We start from the raw sequence: 20,953 nt of genomic DNA, 5'->3' as shown, positions 1-20,953 counted from the left end.
GTCTTAAGACACAAACCGGATTATTAGATGTGATGCAAAGAATTTTTCATTTATTCCTATATTTAATTGTCATCACCACGTTAAATGGTTGCTTTTTCGCCGAGCGTGAAGTGCAGCGTTGGCCGATAGAACCTCAAGGTGCGACAAGCTTCGCACTTAGCAGAGATGGACGGTTTGCTCTGCTCTATTCTCAACAACGTCATTTGATGTTGTGGGACCTAGAGCAAAATGAACAACTAGCCAACCTGGGTGAACTCGATGCCGATGCCAATGTGGTTTCCCATATCCGCATATCTGACAATGGCCGCTACGCAATTACAGCAAGCCAAATGAACTTCGCAGTTTGGGACCTAGGCTGGACGCAATCCGAAGGCCTTTGGTCTATCTCTGATGCGCTCATTCGCGACGTTGATATCACCAGTAATGGTGAACAAGTTCTGCTTGGGTTATCCAACGGTAAAGCAATTTATGTCAACTTAGTCACCGGGCGTCGCATGGAGTTCCTTGCACATCGTGAAAAAGTCAATTCCGTGGCCATTTCTCCTAATGGGCGCTTCGCCCTAACCGGAGGTAATGACTATAAAGCGTATCTGTGGGACACCGAAACCGGACAAGTACTACGAACCTTCGAACATGGACAACGAATTGTTCGCGTGGCCCTGCAAAGAGATGGAAAATTAGCAATGACATCTGATGGCGGAAACCAAGCGATTGTTTGGGATTTAAAAACTGGACAAGAAGTCACACAGTTGAGCAGTTGGTCACGCCAATTAATTTTCTCTACCGCACGATTTTCTGACGACGGGACTCAACTAGTCACAGGAAGCCCTTCTGGCCGTGTGTCAATATGGGATACTCAAACCGGAAAACGAATGAGTGGATTTGAAGTGGAGCCCAAAAAAGACACTCGCCCTCCCCGTGCGGTCGTGTATGATGCAGCCTTTGATTCAAAACAACGCGTAATTACTGCTACTTCAGCAGGTATTGCCCAAGCTTGGCAGTTAGAGAACGGATCATGACAGAAAAAATCATTCAGCAATTGGAAGCACGCATTAATGACTTAGAATGTCAGCTTGCGTTCCAAGAACAGACTATTGAAGATCTGAACGGCGCTTTATCGCAGCAACAACTGCAAATTACCAAGATGCTCGATCAGATGAAATATGTGGTAGGTAAAGTAAAAAATATGGACTCGTCGAATTTAGCCGATCCGTCAGAAGAAACCCCACCACCGCATTATTAAAATGCAGGCTCAAATAGCATAAAGCCCAGAACATGTTCTGGGCTTTGTTGTATTAATTACTTAAGAAGGTACTCAAGAAGAAGCTATTCGTCGGCGTAGATTTTAACGCTCAGCTCGCCTTGCGTATTAATGCCTGCTCGGTACATGCCAGAACTGTTCATCGCAAAGTGCATCTCACCTTTAGCATCAATGGCAATCAAACCGCCCTCTCCGCCCATCTGCTTGAGATCACCTTGGATAATGTGTTCACAAGCCGTATGAATATCTTCTTGTAAGTAACGCATACGTGCTGCAACGTCTTCCGCAACACGTTTACGAATAAAGAACTCACCGACACCCGTAGTGGAAACTGCCACAACGCCATTTTCGGCCACCGTACCACAACCAATCAGAGCCGAATCTCCGACTCGGTTGTATTTCTTATTCGTCACGCCACCCGTACTGGTGGCAGCGGCTAAGTTGCCTTGTTGGTCCAATGCCACCGCACCAACCGTACCGTGCTTACGGTCATCTGGGTAACGAGATTCCGACAAAGCAAATAGTCCTTTCTCACGCATAGACAGCAACTGCTCATATCGGCGATCAGTAAAGAAGTAATCTTGCTCGGTATACTCATGGCCTTGCTCAAAAGCAAACGTCTCTGCGCCCTCACCCACCAACAACACATGATTGCTGTTTCGCATCACGTCACGAGCGAGTTCAATTGGGTTTCTGATATGACGAACCCCAGCGACCGCGCCTGCTGCAAGGTTTCGCCCATCCATCACAGAAGCGTCCATTTCAACCATTTCGTTGTTGGTCAGCACTGAGCCTTTACCCGCATTAAAGTTAGGAGAGTCTTCCAATACTTTCACTGCCGCTACGACGGCATCTAAGGCTTCACCGCCCGTGTCTAGAATTTGATGTCCCGCTTTTACCGCAGCTTCTAAATCCGCCAAGATGGATTGTTGCAGCTCATCGCTCATCTGTTCACGCAAGATGGTGCCCGCACCACCATGAATGGCAATCGAGAAAGGTTTCGTCATCGCTTTGTCCAACTGTTATTCCTTGTATGGTTGGCACTACACCTTAGATAAACAAAAAGCGCAAGTTGAAAACTCAACTTGCGCTTTTCAAAGCTTTGCTAGATTAGATTATCTAGTGAAGGAGCTTATGATTAGTGAGAACCACAGCTACCGCCGCCACAGCAGCCGCCTTCTTCTTCGTGATCGTGGTCATGATCGTGACCACCACAACAGCCACCACCTTGATGGATGTGACCGTGTTCGATCTCTTCTGCTGTTGCTTCACGTGTAGACATAACTTCTACTTCGAAAGTTAGTGTTTGACCAGCTAACATATGGTTACCGTCAACAACCACTTCGTTGCCGTCAACTTCTGTTACTTCAACAGGGATTGGACCTTGGTCAGTGTCAGCTAGGAAGCGCATGCCCACTTCGATTTGCTCAACGCCTTGGAACACGTCCGCAGGAACGCGCTGTACTAGCGCATCGTTGTGCTCACCGTAAGCTTCTTCAGGAGCTACCGTTACTGAGAACTTGTCGCCAGCCACTTTACCTTCAAGTTCTTTTTCAAGACCTGTGATTAGGTTGTTGTGACCGTGAAGGTAATCTAGAGGTGCTTCTGCTGTTGATTGATCAACAACGACACCGTCTTCCATCATTACTTTGTATGCAAGGCTTGCAACAACGTTCTTTTCAATTTTCATACTAACTCCAGGGAGATTAATTGACTTAACCTGAATGGGGTTAAGTACTGAGATATCTGGGTGTATTATGGGGATCAATTATCGAAGTTCAATTATTCCGGCTTAAAAATTCCGATCATTTCCTGATCTGAGTGTTTATTTTTCTCTACAGATTGTGGTTTGCGCTGCTCTGTAAACTCACACTCGACACACTCAACTAACTCGATGTTATTTTCAATCCACCAGCGCAGGGTATCTTGCTGGCTGCAATTTGGGCAGCTAGCGCCGGCAATGAAACGTTTCTTGATTTTCACGCTATTTCCTTAGCTTGAGTCTTGGCTCAAGTACTACTTCCAATGATTAGGTGACTGATGGTCGCTCTCCATTTCACGACCAAATATTTCTTCTAGCTCTTTGCGTGCCTCTTTCGCCCTTTGAGCTAATTTCTTATCTTCATTGTGTTGAGGCAATAAGTCCTTAAGCATAGCATTATCCAACTTGCGAAAATGTGCTTCTGCCCGCTTTGCTTGATAAGGATGCATACCCAGTTCTACGAGCGCTTGGCGACCGAGATCTAGCGCCCCTAAAAATGTTTCACGAGAGTAATTCTCTACACCATGACTCATTAACTGGTAAGCCTCGACACGGCTTCTTGCTCGGGCTAACAACTTAAGTTTCGGGAAGTGCACGCGACAAATGTCCACGATGGCCATCACCTCATCAGGTGAATCAGTACAAATAATCAATGCTTCCGCTTTATCAGCGCCAGCAGCCCTCAATAGGTCAATTTGTGTAGCATCGCCATAAAACACTTTGTAACCATACTTACGTAATAGGTGGATTTGGCTGGCATCACTTTCTAATACTGTCACTTTGATTTTATTGGCATACATTAAACGTCCGACGATCTGACCGAAACGTCCAAAGCCTGCAATGATAACGCGTGGTCGGCGATCCACGACTTTCGTGGTCATGCCCTCTTCTTCTTGATTGAGGGTATGAGCAAACCACTTCTTTTGTCCCATCAGCAAAAGAGGAGTCGTCACCATGGATAGACTGACCACCACCAACAGAAACGCCACTTGCTCTTTGGACAAAATGCCCTCTTGGCTCGCCGCGGTAAATATGACAAAGGCAAACTCACCGCCTTGGCTCAAAATTGCAGCCATACGGCTTCTCGCTTTGGCTCCGACACGGGCAGCTCTCGCCAATGCATACAAAACCAAACCCTTAACCACGACCAAAGCCACCACCGCACCGAGAATCTCTAAAGGGTGTAATGCCAATAACCCCAAGTTTACTGCCATGCCCACCGCAATAAAGAATAACCCCAACAACAGACCTTTAAATGGCTCGATAGCGATTTCCAACTCATGGCGATACTCACTCTCTGCCAGCAAAACGCCTGCTAAAAAAGTCCCCAATGCCATCGAAAGGCCGAGCTTTTGCATCACGACCGAAATGCCAAGCACGACTAAAAGTGCAGCAACGGTAAAGAGCTCACGAACGCCGCTCATCACGACAAAACGAAATAGCGGACGTAGTAAAAAGTGACCACCAATCAACAGTGCTACCACACTGCCTAAAATAGTGAAGACATCCAACCAACTTCCACCACTATGCCCGCCTGCTAGCAAGGGCAACATCGCCAGCATCGGGATCACTGCAATATCTTGAAAGAGCAGCACCGCAAAACCAGATTGCCCCGTTTCGGTACCATTAAGCCCTTGCTCTTCAATGACTTTAAGTGCAATCGCCGTCGAGGACAGCGCCAACCCCATCCCGATAACTAAACTCACTTGCATGCTTACGCCAAACATACTGACGACACTACCAATCACGGCGGTCGTGACCACAACCTGCGCACCGCCTAAACCTAAAATCGGCCCTCGCATCTGCCACAATTTTTTAGGGTTTAATTCCAGCCCTATCAAAAACAGTAACAACACAACCCCAAGCTCGGCAAAATGCAAAATGGAATCAACGTCACTAATTAAGCCAAGCCCCCATGGGCCAATCAACACACCAGCGAGTAAATAACCTAAAACCGAGCCAAGCCCAAGGCGCTGAGCAATCGGCACCGCAATAACCGCAGCCGAAAGAAAGACCACACTGCTTTGAAGAAACTCACTGGTGATCGCCATACTGACCTCCTCGATCTGCCGCTTGCCAGTTTTCAAGTGGGTTACTCAGCCATCCACGGTATAACTCGGCATGTTCGTAGCGTTCAATATCTGAAACATTTCTTGACCAATACAACACCAGTGGTTCAATCCAGTGCATTTGGCATAGGGCTGCCGTCAGTTCAAACGGTTGCAAGATTTGCTCAAGTGGGTATTTGTTGTACCCCTTCGCGCTGAAGGCTTCTTCTTTACCACCTGTTGTAATGACACTGCGCCAGTATTTTCCTTCTAGCGCCGCACCTCCGCCAAATGCAAAGCCTTTACCTAACACTCGGTCTAGCCACTCTTTTAATAGGGCTGGACATGAATACATATAAAGTGGGTGGTGAAATACGATCACATCGTGAGCGAGCAACAACTCATGTTCGTAATTCACATCAATAAAGAAATCAGGGTAAACACCGTAAAGATCGTGCACAGTGACGTGATCAAGCGACTGAGCTTTTTTTATCATCACTTGATTGGCAATCGAGTTATGTGGCTCTGGATGAGCATAAATGACCAGAACTTTTGGGAGAATAGACGGTGCAACAGCCAAATGGTCGTCCTTGTGGTTATTTTTATCCGTTATCAAATTGTTATACTTTTTTGTACAGCATAATGCAATTAAAGCGAATCAATCGACTTTTCCGGTCAATACCCCTACTATTCACCGCTAGATATATACCCAAGTGGCTTTAAAAACGATTGAAACCACTTCGCTATGTAACCAAGCAACGCGCACTGCGCAAAGTGAATGAAAACTTTATGATTACCTTCTCTGATATTCAGTTACTGCGTGGCGGTAAACCTCTTTTAGACCAAGCTTCTGCGACTATTCACCCTGGCGATAAAGTCGGTCTTGTGGGCAAAAACGGCTGCGGTAAATCAACGCTGTTTGCCCTACTGAAAGATGAACTGTCAATTGATGCTGGCTCATTTAGCCAACCTCAACACTGGGAGTTGGCCTGGGTCGCACAGGAAACGCCTGCGCTAGAGCGCACTGCACTGGAATACGTCATTGATGGTGATCGCGAATACCGCGCTCTCGAAAAGCAGTTAGCAGAAGCAGAAACGCAGGACAACGGAACCCTAGTTGCCGAGATACACGGTAAAATTGAAACCATTGGTGGTTACAGCATTCGCGCTCGCGCGGCAGAACTGCTCGATGGTTTAGGGTTCAGCCAAGAGCAAATGAGTTGGAGTTTGACCCAATTCTCGGGTGGTTGGCGTATGCGTCTTAACTTGGCTCAAGCGCTATTGTGTCGTTCTGATCTACTGCTACTCGACGAACCAACCAACCACTTGGATTTGGACGCGGTAATGTGGTTAGAGCGTTGGCTACAAAACTACCCTGGCACGCTGATTCTGATCTCGCACGACCGAGACTTCCTTGATCCAATTGTTGGTCGCATCATTCACATCGAGAATCAGCAGCTGAACGAATACACGGGTAACTACTCGTCATTCGAAAACCAACGCGCACAAAAGATGGTGTTACAACAAGCGATGTTTGAAAAGCAACAGAAGCAGATGTCGCACATGCAAAGCTACATCGACCGCTTCCGTTATAAAGCATCAAAAGCACGCCAAGCCCAAAGCCGTATCAAAGCTTTGGAGCGCATGGAAAAAGTACTGCCAGCTCAATTCGATAACCCATTTAGCTTCCAGTTCCGTGAGCCAGCTGCGCTGCCAAACCCAATCATGATGATGGATGAAGTATCTGCAGGTTACGGTGACAACCTCATCTTAGAGAAGATCCGCTTGAACTTGGTTCCTGGCAGTCGTATTGGTCTACTCGGCCGTAATGGTGCGGGTAAATCGACCTTAATCAAGCTGCTCTCTGGTGAACTTAACGCGCAAGGTGGTGACCTAACTTACTCACAAGGCGTGAAAATTGGTTACTTCGCTCAGCACCAGTTAGAAACGCTTCACCCTGAAGAAACGCCGCTGCAACACATGATGCAAATCGCACCCGATCAAACCGAACAGCAGCTACGTGATTACCTAGGTAGCTTTGGCTTCCAAGGTGACAAAGCACTAGAAAAAGTTGCGCCGTTTTCTGGTGGCGAAAAAGCCCGTTTAGTGCTGGCCTTAATTGTGTGGCAAAAGCCAAACCTGTTGCTACTTGATGAACCAACCAACCACTTGGATTTGGACATGCGTCAGGCATTGACGATGGCACTGCAAACGTTCGAAGGTGCAATGGTGATTGTTTCGCACGACCGTTACCTATTGCGTGCTACGACCGATGACTTGTATTTAGTGCATGATCGACAAGTTGCTCCGTTCGATGGTGACTTAAACGACTACTACAAGTGGTTAACTGAGCAACAAAGAGCGGAACGCAAAGAAGCACAAGCCGCACAGCCAGCCAAAGATAGCGCCAACAGCGCGGCAGCGAAAAAAGAGCAGAAACGTCGCGATGCAGAGTTTCGAAAACAGACAGCGCCAATTCGCAAAACGCTGACACAACTAGAAAATAAAATGGATAAGTTAGGTGCTGCACTGGCCGAAGCTGAAGAACAATTGGCGGACAACTCACTGTATGCGGCCGAAAATAAAGCTAAACTTAACCAAGTGCTGGCACTTCAAGCTTCTAGTAAGGCTGAGCTCGAAGAAATTGAAATGGAATGGATGTCTGCTCAAGAAACGTTGGAGCAGATGGAGCTAGAGTTTAATCAATGAGTAATCAACACGCTGAATACACACTCACCCTAGAACACCTTTGGCAGTTTAGTCTGCAGTTTTATGGTGTGCGAGAAGTGAAAGAGGCGTGCTTATCATTGCAAAACAACTACCACGGTAACGTGAACCTACTCCTGCTGCTCAGATGGCTCGATGAGCAGCAACTCATTTTCCAAGAAAAAGACTGGCCCTTGGTGCAAGACTGTCTAGGTAGGAGCGAAACTTTACTTCACTCCTTTCGCGACCTTCGTCGCCACCTTAAGTCTCAAGTCAATGACGCTTTGTATCGTGAGACCTTGCAGTTTGAGCTGCAACTAGAAAAGCAGCAACAAGCAGATTTGGTGGACTGCATTAACTCACTTGCACTACTCAAAAATGATGGTGACCCACTGACGTTGAGATACTGTCGTCAACTCGGTGGGGAGCATTTGCAGCAAGCCTTTGCTATGCCGGTGCCAAACATTCAACCACCAAAACGCCCATAAATCTGTAGAATACCTATAATCTTTATAAAGGATTATATTAATAAGTTCTTCAACGGACACCGAAGGACCGCATAAGAGCAGTTAGGTATGACACAATTTTTCGCAGCCGCCGGGATCAAAAACCCGCATCTCCAAACGCTTTTGCCGCGTTTTATTCGCAAAAAAGCGTTGTTTACGCCGATTTGGCAAACCCTCGATACATCCGATGGCGACTTTCTCGATCTCGCGTGGAGCGAGGACCCAACCCAAGAGCCTGCACAAAAAAAGCCGATTTTTGTTTTATTTCATGGGTTAGAGGGGTGCTTCTATAGCCCTTATGCCAATGGGCTAATGAATGCATTTGCTCAATCTGGATGGCTGTCGGTGATGATGCATTTTCGTGGCTGCAGCGGTAAACCAAACAAAAAAGCACGAGCTTACCACTCGGGTGAAGTGACGGATGCTCGTTACTTCCTAGAGCACCTTGAACAACGTTTTCCTGATAATCCCAAAGTTGCAGTTGGTATTTCTCTTGGCGGTAACATGTTGGCGAATTATTTAGCCCAATATAAAGACCACCCTATTTTGAATGCAGCGACTATTATCTCAGCGCCTTTAGACCTAGCGGCGTGTGCGAACCGTATTGAACAAGGCTTTTCGAAAGTGTATCGCCGTTATCTGCTTTCTTCACTGAAACGTAACGCGTTACAAAAGCATCATCTATTGCACGGCGAGCTTGCGCTGTCCTACAACTCAATAAAACGTGTCACAAGATTGTATGAATTCGATGATTTGATCACGGCACCACTGCACGGTTTTAAAGACGCACAAGATTATTACGATCAATGTTCTGGCTTAAGTAAACTACAGCAAATCACGCTACCCACACTGATCATCCATGCCAAAGACGATCCGTTCATGACCGATGATGTGATACCGAAGTTTGTTTTGCCAGATAACATTGATTACCGTCTCTTTGAACACGGTGGCCATGTTGGCTTCCTAACAGGAACGGCGTTAAAACCTAAGTTTTGGTTGGAGGAAGCGCTGCCCGCGTATTACGAAAGTATCGCCGCAGATTACCTTTCTGCTGTATCCAAGCAACGAACGCAGTAAACTAGCCGCTCATCATAAAAGTTATGAGGTATTTATGATCATTCCATGGCAAGACATTGCGCCGGAAACATTGGAAAACTTAATTCGTGAATTCGTCTTACGCGAAGGAACGGATTACGGAACCGTCGAGGTTTCTTTGCAAAACAAAATTGATCAAGTTAAAGCTCAATTGGAAAAAGGTGAAGCGGTTATCGTGTTCTCTGAGCTACACGAAACCGTCGATATTCAACATAAAACAAAATTTTAGACCCTTCACATTTTACCGTATCCCACTCGATGACAAGGTATTGTTACGTGCTATAGTGGGATATCGACCGTGCAGTAGTAACTCTACTGCACATTACAGGTAAGTAATTTTCGACAAGGTTTGTCATGTCAGCTAAACACCCAATTATTGCGGTTACTGGTTCGTCCGGTGCCGGCACGACCACTACATCTGAAGCCTTCCGTAAAATGTTCAATATGATGAACGTTAAACCCGCATGGGTTGAAGGCGATAGCTTCCATCGCTTTACTCGCCCAGAAATGGACATCGAAATTCGCAAAGCCCGCGAGCAAGGTCGACACATTAGCTACTTTGGCCCACAAGCTAATGACTTCCCGGGATTAGAAGAGTTTTTCCGTAAGTTCGGGCATGATGGTACTGGCAGCGTGCGCCGTTATCTGCACACGTTTGACGAAGCGGTTCCCTACAATCAAATGCCAGGCACGTTTACACCGTGGCAAGACTTACCCGAAAACAGCGACGTGCTGTTTTATGAAGGGTTACATGGTGGCGTGGTCGATGGCGATGTTAATGTTGCTCAACATGTGGATTTCTTAATTGGCATGGTGCCGATTGTGAACTTAGAGTGGATCCAAAAATTCGTACGTGACACTCGCGATCGCGGCCATTCGCGTGAAGCGGTAATGGACTCAATCGTGCGATCCATGGACGATTACCTCAACTATATCACTCCGCAGTTTTCTCGTACTCACATCAACTTCCAGCGCGTACCGACCGTTGATACTTCCAACCCACTTAATGCAAAAGGCATCCCTAGTTTGGATGAGAGTTTTGTGGTGATTCGCCTACGCGGTATCAAGAATGTCGACTTCCCATATCTGCTGGCCATGATTGATGGCTCATTCATGTCACGCCACAACACGATTGTCGTGCCCGGCGGTAAGATGAGCTTTGCAATGGAGCTCATAGTTCGGCCTATCCTACAACAGCTCATCGAAACAGGGAAAATTGGCTAAAAACCTGCCTGCGAAGATGTTTACTTTTCATACCGTGATCATGTGCACAGTTTTGCTTACAAAATCTCAATCATGGCACGATTAAAATCAAGAAATCGTTTTCGAAAAAGGATACTATTTCTTACCGAAACACAAGAGAGCTTGCAGCATATAAAAAGTGCTCTTATTCTAGTAGGCCTAATTCAGGCTTAGCTAAAATATGGATAGCGCAAGCGTACCCTGCAGAGGAAGTGAGATATTATGGTTCTAGGTAAACCTCAAACCGACCCAACATTAGAGTGGTTTCTTTCACACTGTCATATTCATAAGTACCCTTCAAAGAGCACGCTAATTCACGCGGGCGAAAAGGCAGAAACTTTGTACTACATCGTTAAAGGTTCTGTTGCGGTTCTTATCAAAGACGAAGAAGGTAAGGAGATGATCCTTTCTTACCTAAACCAAGGAGACTTTATTGGTGAACTTGGTCTATTCGAGGAAGACCAAGAGCGCACAGCTTGGGTTCGTGCTAAATCTCCTTGTGAAGTTGCTGAAATTTCTTTCAAGAAGTTCCGTCAGCTTATCCAAGTAAACCCAGACATCCTAATGCGTCTTTCTGCGCAGATGGCTCGTCGTCTTCAAGTAACTAGCCAAAAAGTGGGTGACCTGGCGTTCCTAGACGTAACTGGTCGTATCGCTCAGACGCTTCTGAACCTTGCAAAACAACCAGACGCAATGACTCATCCAGACGGCATGCAAATCAAGATCACTCGTCAAGAAATCGGTCAAATTGTTGGCTGTTCTCGTGAGACAGTAGGTCGTATTTTGAAGATGCTAGAAGAGCAGAACCTAATCTCTGCTCACGGTAAAACCATCGTGGTTTACGGTACTCGTTAATCTCGAACTAGAGTGACACGAACAAAATTATAAAAGCCACCAATGGCAACATTGGTGGCTTTTTATTTACTCATGACCAAATGAGATAGGGTGCAGCGAACACTAATGAGTAAGCTTAACAGGTTAACCCTAAAACTTAGCCATTCGTGCTTTCAAAGATTTTGTCAGCTGAAGCGGCCACGAAACCTGGGTACAAATCACCATTTTCCATCGGATAGCGCTTAGCAAATTCATAAAACCCGCCAGGGATAATTTCAGTGCCTTCGCTAAAACGAACCGCTACTTTATCTGCCATGGTCGATGACTGCTCTAGCAACACCTCAGGAGTGCCCTTCACTTCACCACCATTTTCATTAATGGTAAACCCAGCGGTACGCAGATGATTGTTTACCTGCTTCACTTCTTCATATTCATTGAGCTGGTTAACGCTCACCGTGAAGTGGTTTGCTCCGTAACCATGCGCCGCAAGCCAAGATGCGTACTCACTTTCTTTAGCCAACGTTTGGTAATCAGCAAAGCTTAAATCCCACAAGCGTCCACCATGTAAGAATGCGCTATCGTTCAGCTTGTCAGCATCGACTTGTGCCACCAAATTTTTCACAATCTCTTGTAGCTCAGACGAGCACTCTTCAACTTTTAGCTCACTAATAAATACTTTAGGTTGCTTCGGATCTGGGTGCTCATAGTGCTTAGCAACCAGCTTTTTGCTTTCGAAAACGTAATCACCACACGCCTTGTAACCAATAGCTACAAATGGCTTAGCTAGAGTTTCAATACCAAGAGGCGCGATATTGAAGGTACGTAAAGCTATATGATCATTAATCAGAGGCTCATCTTCTTGAAGCAGCTGATGCACTTTAGCAGCCGAAGGGCAAAGACGTTGAATGTAATCTTGCCATAGCGATTCAAATAACACATCGGGCGTCATAACGACTCCTTGTTACGAGATGTAGAGTTTAAAGGTAAGCGGAAGTTGGCTGCTCGTTCACCACAAGAGTTGTCCAGAATAATGAACGAGCAACCATCAACCTGTGACGGTAAATGCCAGTCAGTCAACACGCTTTTCCGAGTCTTTGCTCACTTTTCGTGTTCTGCCAACGATCACTACAACCCATACCTAAATGATGCGCCGGCAGGGTGAGCCGCAATGCATAGTTGCGACTCTATAATAAAAACTTATAGCGCTACACCTGGACTCAATGTTGCAGGCAAGACAGTTTCTTGACCTTCCATTGATGCCATTGGGTACGCACAGTAATCTGCTGCGTAGTAAGCGCTTGGGCGCAAGTTACCCGACGCCCCCGGACCACCAAATGGCGCATCACCGCTTGCACCAGTGAGCTGGCGGTTACGGTTCACGATACCTGCACGAATGTGGTCAACGAAGTATTCCCATTCTTGGTCGTCGGTTGAGACCAAACCAGCAGATAAGCCAAAGCGCGTATCGTTTGCTAGCGCCACGGCTTTGTCTAACCCTTCGTAACGCACCACTTGCAGAAGTGGGCCGAAGTATTCTTCATCTGGTAACTCAGCAATGTTCGTTACATCAATGATGCCTGGAGAAACAAACGCCGCCTCTCCAGCTTTCGCTTCAATCAAGCTTTCACCGCCAAGAGACTGTAGATTAGCTTGTGCATCAAGAATAAACTTGGCTGCCGCGACCGAAATTTGCGGTCCCATAAATGGCGCAGGTTCTGCAAATGGTTGGTCTACGCGAATATTGCGTGTCGCTTCGACGAGCTTGGTGATAAGCGCATCGCCTTTTTCACCCAATGGTACATACAAACGACGAGCACACGTACAACGCTGCCCAGCACTGATAAACGCTGACTGGATGATGGTATAAACCGTGGCATCCAAATCACCATATTTATCAGAGATCACCATAGGGTTATTACCACCCATTTCTAGTGCGAGCATCTTGCCCGGTTGACCCGCAAATTGACGGTGTAATACATGCCCCGTATTCGCGCTACCCGTAAACAGTACGCCATCAATGCCTTTTGCGTCAGCTAGGGCGATACCAGTTTCTTTCGCGCCTTGAACAAGGTTAATCACGCCTTTCGGCAGACCGGCTTCTTCCCATAGCTTCATTGCCAATTCACCCGTCCATGGCGTTTGCTCAGACGGTTTGAAGACTACCGTGTTACCAGCCAGTAGCGCAGGCACAATGTGACCATTTGGTAGGTGGCCTGGGAAGTTGTAAGGACCAAACACCGCCATCACGCCCAATGGGCGGTGGCGCAATACGATTTGGTTGCCTGCTGATTCACGGCTCGCCTCACCAGTGCGGTCATGATAAGCGCGAATCGAAATGGCAATTTTACCTGCCATGGCTGCTGCTTCAGTGCGCGTTTCCCAAATCGGCTTACCGGTTTCTTTGGCAATCACTTCGGCGATTTTTTCGCTGTTCTCTTTTACTTTCTCCGCAAAAGCCAACACGATTGCCTCACGCTCTGAAAATGGACGCTTTTTCCAGTCAATAAACGCTTCACGCGCTGCAGATACCGCCTGGTTCACCTGCTCTGCCGTTGCACCTTTGCCTTGCCAGAACACTTCTTGGTTGTACGGCGACAGAGACGTAAATGCTTCACCCTGACCTTGTACCCATTCACCTGCAATCCAATGTGTCATTGTTTCTATCCTTAAATTCTGTCGTCTGTTACTGCGGAAGAAGGCGGACGAAATCCCCTTCTTCAACCGAAAGTGCATCCGCAACGTCTGGTGCAATCATCACGCTTTGTGTTTCTGCGTCATACGCCGCTTTAGTGACTGTCGCACGGAAGTTCTCGAAAGATGAATTACACATCAAGAAGTCTTGTGTGCTGGAATGTTCAGAGATTTTGACTTGCGCGCGGAATGAATGACGTACCGACTCAATATTACGCAGATCACACTCAACCGTTGGGCCACCATCGAAGATGTCGACGTAGCCTCGGTTGGTAAAACCTTCACGCTCAAGCAGCTTCAGCGCTGGACGCGTGTTGTCATGTACTTGACCAATCACGGCTTGCGCTTCTGGGCTGAGCAGGTTGATGTAAATAGGCAGTTTCGGCATCAAGTCGGCGATAAAGCCTTTCTTGCCGATACCTGTCAGGTAATCTGCAAGCGTGAAATCGATAGAGAAGAAATGCTCTTGAAGCCATTGCCAGAATGGTGAATTACCCTCGTCGTCTGAAACGCCACGCATCTCCGCAAAGATCGTTTCAGAGAAGCGCTCTGGGTGCTCTGCCATCATTAGGAAACGACACTTCGACATTAGACGACCATTCAGACCTTGGCGGAATTTCTCACGCAAGAACAAGGTACAAATTTCGCTGTTACCCGTGTAGTTATTACCAAAAGTAAGCAGTTTAACGACGTTGTTAACGCCAAGCTTTGGCGACGAGTGCACAACTTTACTAATGTGATATGAGTAAAATGGGACATCCCAGCCGATAGATGCTTCGATTCCGGTGGTACCCGCAACCTCACCCGTTTCAGAGTCAAAGCCAACCATCAGGTAGCCTTCATCGCCTGGTTCTGCCACATCTGGCTTACCAAAGCTGTACTCTGAATGTTTGATTCGATTGGTTAACAGTTCTTCGTTAACCGGTAGAGATGTAAATCCGTGACCAGACTCCACCGCACAAGTGTGCAGTGCGTCGTAATCCGACATCGCGATAGGGCGAACTACTAGCATCAATACTCCCTCCAGATGCAAGAAGATCCTAACTATATTGTAGGAACAATGCCCCCATCAGAGATCCTTGACGGGGGTGTCTGCGTTGACGTTTAAACTGATATCGCGCTTAAACTAAAGTCGCGATCGCTTTATCCAGTTTCGCCAAGCCTTCTTCAATTTCTTGTTGTGTGATAACGAGTGATGGTGTGAAACGTACGACATTGGCACCCGCAACCAATACCATGAGACCTTGTTTACCTGCAGCAACCAGCACGTCACGCGCACGGCCTTGCCATTCTTCATTTAGTGCGGCGCCAAGTAATAGGCCTTGACCGCGCACTTCTGAGAAGATGTTGTACTTCGCGTTGATCTTCTCTAGACCTTCACGGAACATTGCTTCGCGTTCTAGCACACCAGCCAACACCTCTGGCTTGGTAACTTCATTTACAACCGCTTCTGCAACCGCACACGCTAGTGGGTTACCGCCATATGTAGAACCGTGAGTGCCCACTTTCATGTGCTCTGCCAATTTTGCTGTCGTTAGCATTGCACCGATTGGGAAACCGCCACCAAGTGATTTCGCAGTACTTAGAATATCTGGCGTGATACCTAAACCTTGGTAAGCGTAGAAGTTACCTGTACGGCCATTACCAGTTTGCACTTCATCGAAGATCAGTAAGGCGTTGTGTTTGTCACACAGCTCGCGAACCGCTTGAGCGAACTCAGGCGTTGGTGGCACGATGCCGCCTTCACCTTGTAGTGGCTCCATCATAACCGCACAAGTACGATCAGACATGTGCGCTTGTAAAGCTTCGATATCGTTGTAAGGAAGGTGTGTCACGTCGCCTGGCTTAGGACCGAAGCCGTCAGAGTATGCCGCTTGGCCACCAACCGTTACGGTAAAGAATGTACGACCGTGGAAACCTTGTTTGAATGCAATGATTTCAGACTTCTCAGTGCCATGAACGTCTGCTGCATAACGACGTGCCAGCTTCAAAGCGGCTTCGTTTGCTTCTGCGCCAGAGTTAGCAAAGAACACTCGCTCAGCAAAACTCACTTCTGTTAGCTTTTTCGCCAGACGAAGGGCTGGTTCGTTCGTCATAACGTTACTTAAGTGCCAAAGCTTGTTAGCTTGCTCTGTTAGTGCGTTTACCATTACTGGATGACAATGGCCAAGACAGCTCACTGCAATACCACCAGCAAAGTCGATGTATTCATTACCTTCCTGATCCCAAACACGTGAACCTTCACCTTTAACAGGGATCATTTCCATCGGGTTATAGCAAGGTACCATTACCTCATCGAATAAACCGCGCTCTACTTTAATTTCCGTTGTCATTGCACATTCCTTCTTGATACCGCATGCGTAGCAGATAAGCGAATTTAACCGGCTCTCTTTGCCAGCAAATAATGTTTTGCATTTAAGCTATTGCGGCATTGTATTTACATTTAATTAACCATTTCAATAGTGATTTATTCTTTTCGTTCTCGAAAGCAACTTCCATTAATCACTGCTTATGACTATTTATGCATCAAGAAAGTAAAATAGAGAAGTGATTTTTTATAAATGTTATGTAATACAGGGGATAGAAGGTTTAAAAAGACATGAATAGACAAAGAGACTCGAGAGAATCGCATAGTTTTGCAATCCGCTCACCTCAGCAAAAAGATGAATGATTTGTTAAGAAAAGTGATCGCGATCAGATCGCTTTGCGTGCTAAAAAGTTCGCAAGCAACTCGTGACCTTGCTCAGTTTTGATTGATTCTGGGTGGAACTGCACCGCATCAATTGGCAAGGTTTTATGTTGGTAACCCATTATTTCATCCATGCTTCCGTCAGGCAGTTCTGTCCATGCAGTCAGTTCAAACACGTCGGGTAAAGTACCGTTTTTCACCACAAGAGAGTGATAACGGGTTACCGTGAGTGGGTTATTCAGATTTTTAAACACACTACGACCGTTATGACGAATCGGTGAGGTCTTACCGTGCATCACTTGTCGTGCACGTACCACTTCGCCCCCAAACACTTGCGCTATCGCTTGGTGACCAAGGCAAACACCCAATATTGGAAGCTTACCAGCGAAGTGTTCTATCGCTTTCAGTGAAATACCTGCTTCGTTCGGCGTACATGGCCCTGGCGAGATCACCAAATGAGTTGGGTTGAGCGCCTCAATGCCTTGGATATCGATTTCATCGTTACGCACCACCTTTACGTCTGCACCAAGCTCGCAGAAGTATTGGTAAAGGTTGTAGGTAAAAGAGTCGTAGTTATCGATGATCAACAACATAAAGGGTCGGTTGCTCCAATCCGTTTTGGCAATGCGTACGTAGTGAATCGCCACGTTCGTGACAATCAAGGGCGGTATTTTGCTATACCAAGCAAGAAAGGCAAGTTTTTGCTGAATAAAAAGGCCAGCATAGGCTGGCCTTTGGTCTTTACAGCTATTTAGGAACTGTTTGTCAGGAAGTAAATTCGCTTAGCGGCGACGACGGAATAAGCCGAGACCTAGCAGCGCAAATAGAGCACCAAAACCAAACGAACCACCATCTGAATCCTTCGACCCTTCTGTTCCAGCTTCAGTTTGCGTCATTGAAACATCACGAACAGAGCTAAACTTCACGATATTACCTGTCGAGTCAGTCACTTTCTCTTCTAACTGATAATTACCTTGCTCTGGCGTTTGTTCAAACTCAATATTCACGCTACGCGCATCAATATCAGCTTGAACTAAAGTTTGGCTAGCCGAGTAAGCTTTCGTATCGCTGCTTGCCGCAGCCGCTTGTGTGGATGGCGTTAAGTTCACCGTAACAATATCGCCCACAACCGCCGTTGGTGGTAAACGGACATCGACGGCTAAGTTGTCACCTGCTTTCGGTAAATCGATGTCATCATCTGGTAAATCAATCGCGATGATCACTGGATCGTGGTCAGAGGCAGAGAACGCATCTTTGTACTTCGGCATATCACCTGTGTACTTGCTGCTGTATTCGAACAAGTTACTCTCTAGTGAGTTGATGTGCCAATCTTCAATTGCTACCACTTTTTGCGCTAGGCTGCTGCTTGCCAATGCGTGGTCCAAATTACCCAGCTCGCCCGAATAGGTGTAAGAAAACGTATCAGTGCCGTGCAGCAACGTGTTTAAGTTGTGCAGACCGTAACCTTTTTCAATTTTGGTCTTCTCTACTTGAAGTTCACCATCACCAATGGTTGTGTAAGCAGCAGTATAAATGTCACGGCCGTATTTCTCTTTCGAGTAATCAGTCAGTGTCAGAAGTGGGTCTTCCATGCCATAAGCATTGAGGTCGCCCATGAGCAATACATCGCCTTTCACCTCTTTTAACGCTTCACCCACTGCGTGCGCAGCAGAAACGCGGAAGTTGTTACAGTTGCCTTGCAGATCCGCTGGCTCAGAATCTTCTACACCAGCAATCCACTCTTCAATACACTCAGAGCCTTTCGACTTAAAGTGGTTTACGACAATAGACAAATCTTCACCCGTCTCTTTCACCGTAAAGGTCTGAAGTAGACTGTGGCGTTGGTACTTATCGTAAGCAGGGTTACTTTCTGTGCCCTCTTTACGAGTAATTGTGTTTTCTGCAATGTGCTGCTCTGGCGTGATGATCACTTTTGCAGCGTCTTTTGGCGTTACTGCGTTAGCACGATATAAAATCGCCACCATGATCGCATCACTGCCAAAGTATTCGTCTTGGTATTTGTCTTGCTCTTCGATTTCGACATACGTGTAATGATCTTCAGCGTCATCAATCTCAGCATTTAGGGCATCAACTAAGTTTTGGATAGCACTGCCATCACCAAAGCCGTTGTTTTCCACTTCCATCAAACCAATGATGTCAGCGTCCATCTTGTTCATCGCCGCAACGATTTTCGCTTGTTGGATCAGGAACTCATCTAGGTTAGTCGCACCACGGTTTTGTCCGGTTGGGTTTTCATGACCACTGTCAGCCACGGAGTTGAAGTAGTTCAGTACGTTGAAGCTTGCAATACGCAAATCTGAGTCCGCAATCGCTGGGGCATCTTTACGAGCCACATCGAAGCCTTCACCTGAAGTCACAAAGTTGGTGTTATCGACTTCATTGGTCGCAATCAGGCGGTATTCGTTGTAGCTGTAAGCCACGACACCCTGAAGACCTTCTACTCGAGAACCAAGGCGAATGTGCTGCTCTGAAGAGCCATCTTGGTCTGCATCTTTAGCAAAATCTGGGTAGTATGGGATTTGGCCGTTTGGTGCTTTGCCATCTGATTCTAGGTATACGCGGTTTGCTGCGTTGTCTTTTGCTAGCTCAACGGCTGCATCGCTCTCTGCCGCGTGTAATTGAGTCGGCTTTAACAATGGCGCTTCATGAGAGAGCATCATATTGTTACGACGTGAATCGTAGTCGTAAGAGAAGTTGCGAGTTACAAACAAGTCAGTTGCCGAGGTCAACTCAACTTGCATCCCTTCATGACGCTCTAGCGCATCACGTAGTGTCTCACCTTCTTTGATAACAAGATCGGTAACTCGAGAGGTTTCAGAGGTGCCTGTTTTCACATAGCTGTTAGCATCAGAAGCAAGCTGAGTATTGCTGTAATACTCTTGAACTTTACCTTTCACACAAACAACGTCACCAGCTTTCAGCGCCGTGTCTGCCGCGTCAGTATGGATGAACAAGCCTTCTGAGGTCTTGTCGTTGTTGTCGCTTTCTAATGCTTGTAGGTAGAAACCTTTGGTTAGGCCAGTGGTAACAGCAGTCACGACACCCGTTACGAAATGATCTTCGTCAGTAATGTATGGGTAACCATCAATGAATGGAGACGTATCGCCTTCACCTTGAATATCTTGGATGGTAGTGAAGTTAGGTTGCTGACCGTCGACTTCACAAGCGAATGGTGCTGGTGGCTCAGTCGCATTTAGCTCACCAAGGCCGTCAATGTTGTCTTTCTCAAATGCCGTCCACTGAGATGCATCATAAGTAGCAGAAGGGGTTAGTGCATCACTGTTACGAACTAATGTGGTGTCTTTACCAAAATCTACGTCACCCATCATACCGATGATGTCGTGCACTTCACCATCTTTAAGCAGTGCGATCGGGTCGTCACCGTTAAAGTTCGCAACGCTTTTATCTGTGATATCGGCGACAGCTTTGATGGCATCGCTCGCGTCACCATGCGCCAGTACATACACTTGGTTAGCTTGTATCGTCACTTGGCTAAGGTCGAATGTGCTGCCCCAAGTACCACCACCGTTTGATGATTTCGCCAACTCGTAGCCAGTGAGTGTCACCGCAGTATCACCCGTATTAGCGATCTCTACCGCTTTATTATAAGCGCCGCCTTCTACGTATTGGGAAATAATAATCTCTGCGTTCGCGTTTGCACTAAGTGCACTGGCGATGGTTAATGCGAGTATTGAGGGTTTGATTAACGTGTCCATTGTCATACCTGATATTTATGTAAATGCAAACTTAGCTCTGGTTAGAGCCTGCCATTTGCGTCTACTATCAGGTTTATTTATGAAATAAATAAGAATGAGTAATTAAAGCCGTGAAATGAATCACATGTGAATATAAGAAAATATGCCAGAGCATCCCATTCAAACATTTTTTGTAATAAATACAGAGTGCTATTGATAAACAAGTCAGAATTTAGATTGATTACTCAGTTTACTTTTTCACTTCATGTTAAGGAGTAGAAAATACATCACTTGTTGAGTTGCTTATTAACCCAACCGTTCCGTTACAAGTAAATTACCACCTTCTAAAGAAGGTGGCTTTGTGTGAGCCCCCTAAAAGGGGGCCTTTGTTTAGTCCAGCGCC

19 protein-coding genes are annotated in these 20,953 nt (G+C 46.5%); 8 read left to right on the top strand and 11 right to left on the bottom strand.

Features of this window, described 5'->3' with window-relative positions:
* The first annotated feature begins 32 nt into the window (after positions 1-32).
* Together R7Q46_RS23590 and R7Q46_RS23585 are read left to right on the top strand one after the other, a co-directional pair.
* Positions 33-1,019 (top strand): WD40 repeat domain-containing protein, encoded by a 987-nt coding sequence (locus tag R7Q46_RS23590; protein WP_213871917.1) that lies wholly within the window; start codon positions 33-35, stop codon positions 1,017-1,019.
* Positions 1,016-1,243 carry a SlyX family protein gene (locus R7Q46_RS23585; RefSeq protein ID WP_005381455.1) on the top strand — a complete coding sequence of 76 codons (228 nt, stop codon included), beginning with the start codon at positions 1,016-1,018 and terminating at the stop codon, positions 1,241-1,243. The genes R7Q46_RS23590 and R7Q46_RS23585 overlap by 4 nt, the downstream gene beginning before the upstream one ends.
* 83 nt (positions 1,244-1,326) lie before the next feature.
* On the opposite strand, the gene R7Q46_RS23580 is transcribed toward R7Q46_RS23585, so the two are convergent.
* The 5 genes from R7Q46_RS23580 to kefG form a co-directional block, all read right to left on the bottom strand.
* Positions 1,327-2,268, bottom strand: coding sequence for an isoaspartyl peptidase/L-asparaginase family protein (locus R7Q46_RS23580; protein WP_064377072.1), 942 nt, complete (start codon positions 2,266-2,268; stop codon positions 1,327-1,329).
* 131 nt (positions 2,269-2,399) lie between these two features.
* The gene (slyD, locus tag R7Q46_RS23575) at positions 2,400-2,951 is read right to left on the bottom strand and encodes a peptidylprolyl isomerase (RefSeq protein WP_005381451.1); all 552 of its coding nucleotides are present in this window, start codon (positions 2,949-2,951) and stop codon (positions 2,400-2,402) included.
* Between the two features lie 92 nt (positions 2,952-3,043).
* Positions 3,044-3,244 carry a YheV family putative zinc ribbon protein gene (locus R7Q46_RS23570; RefSeq protein WP_005381449.1) on the bottom strand — a complete coding sequence of 67 codons (201 nt, stop codon included), beginning with the start codon at positions 3,242-3,244 and terminating at the stop codon, positions 3,044-3,046.
* A 33-nt stretch (positions 3,245-3,277) separates the two neighbouring features.
* Positions 3,278-5,074, bottom strand: a complete 1,797-nt coding sequence (gene kefB / locus R7Q46_RS23565; RefSeq protein WP_318077818.1) for a glutathione-regulated potassium-efflux system protein KefB — start codon at positions 5,072-5,074, stop codon at positions 3,278-3,280.
* A complete protein-coding gene (gene kefG, locus R7Q46_RS23560; protein ID WP_005381444.1) occupies positions 5,058-5,651 on the bottom strand; it encodes a glutathione-regulated potassium-efflux system ancillary protein KefG in 594 nt (197 codons plus the stop codon). Before kefG ends, kefB begins: the two co-directional genes overlap by 17 nt.
* A gap of 209 nt (positions 5,652-5,860) precedes the next feature.
* On the opposite strand from kefG, the gene R7Q46_RS23555 reads away from it, so the two are divergent.
* From R7Q46_RS23555 to crp, 6 genes are all read left to right on the top strand, one after another.
* Positions 5,861-7,780: an ABC transporter ATP-binding protein gene (locus tag R7Q46_RS23555; RefSeq protein ID WP_053307381.1), complete on the top strand. Its 1,920-nt coding sequence runs from the start codon at positions 5,861-5,863 to the stop codon at positions 7,778-7,780.
* On the top strand, positions 7,777-8,265 hold the full coding sequence (locus R7Q46_RS23550; RefSeq protein ID WP_005382813.1) for a TIGR02444 family protein: 489 nt from the start codon (positions 7,777-7,779) through the stop codon (positions 8,263-8,265). The genes R7Q46_RS23555 and R7Q46_RS23550 overlap by 4 nt, the downstream gene beginning before the upstream one ends.
* Before the next feature lie 87 nt (positions 8,266-8,352).
* Positions 8,353-9,360, top strand: a complete 1,008-nt coding sequence (locus R7Q46_RS23545; protein ID WP_033907159.1) for a hydrolase — start codon at positions 8,353-8,355, stop codon at positions 9,358-9,360.
* A 34-nt stretch (positions 9,361-9,394) separates the two neighbouring features.
* Complete coding sequence (locus R7Q46_RS23540; protein ID WP_318077817.1) at positions 9,395-9,607, top strand: YheU family protein; 213 nt, start codon at positions 9,395-9,397, stop codon at positions 9,605-9,607.
* 125 nt (positions 9,608-9,732) lie between these two features.
* On the top strand, positions 9,733-10,602 hold the full coding sequence (locus R7Q46_RS23535; protein WP_005381434.1) for a phosphoribulokinase: 870 nt from the start codon (positions 9,733-9,735) through the stop codon (positions 10,600-10,602).
* 240 nt (positions 10,603-10,842) lie between these two features.
* Complete coding sequence (crp, locus tag R7Q46_RS23530; RefSeq protein ID WP_005381432.1) at positions 10,843-11,475, top strand: cAMP-activated global transcriptional regulator CRP; 633 nt, start codon at positions 10,843-10,845, stop codon at positions 11,473-11,475.
* A gap of 136 nt (positions 11,476-11,611) precedes the next feature.
* Here crp and R7Q46_RS23525 read toward each other — a convergent pair whose 3' ends face one another.
* From R7Q46_RS23525 to R7Q46_RS23500, 6 genes are all read right to left on the bottom strand, one after another.
* Positions 11,612-12,403, bottom strand: a complete 792-nt coding sequence (locus R7Q46_RS23525) for a DUF1338 domain-containing protein (protein WP_137282411.1) — start codon at positions 12,401-12,403, stop codon at positions 11,612-11,614.
* A gap of 248 nt (positions 12,404-12,651) precedes the next feature.
* Positions 12,652-14,109 carry a succinylglutamate-semialdehyde dehydrogenase gene (gene astD, locus R7Q46_RS23520; protein ID WP_213871897.1) on the bottom strand — a complete coding sequence of 486 codons (1,458 nt, stop codon included), beginning with the start codon at positions 14,107-14,109 and terminating at the stop codon, positions 12,652-12,654.
* A 28-nt stretch (positions 14,110-14,137) separates the two neighbouring features.
* Complete coding sequence (astA, locus tag R7Q46_RS23515) at positions 14,138-15,157, bottom strand: arginine N-succinyltransferase (protein ID WP_005381422.1); 1,020 nt, start codon at positions 15,155-15,157, stop codon at positions 14,138-14,140.
* Between the two features lie 109 nt (positions 15,158-15,266).
* A complete protein-coding gene (locus R7Q46_RS23510; RefSeq protein WP_005381420.1) occupies positions 15,267-16,478 on the bottom strand; it encodes an aspartate aminotransferase family protein in 1,212 nt (403 codons plus the stop codon).
* Between the two features lie 361 nt (positions 16,479-16,839).
* Entirely contained in the window at positions 16,840-17,427 is a 588-nt protein-coding gene (locus R7Q46_RS23505; RefSeq protein WP_053303043.1) for an aminodeoxychorismate/anthranilate synthase component II, read from the bottom strand.
* 189 nt (positions 17,428-17,616) lie between these two features.
* Positions 17,617-20,571: an ExeM/NucH family extracellular endonuclease gene (locus R7Q46_RS23500; RefSeq protein ID WP_213871899.1), complete on the bottom strand. Its 2,955-nt coding sequence runs from the start codon at positions 20,569-20,571 to the stop codon at positions 17,617-17,619.
* Positions 20,572-20,953: the final 382 nt, after the last annotated feature.

The organism is Vibrio sp. 811, from assembly GCF_033339195.1.
This window is presented reverse-complemented; position numbering and strand designations above follow the sequence as displayed.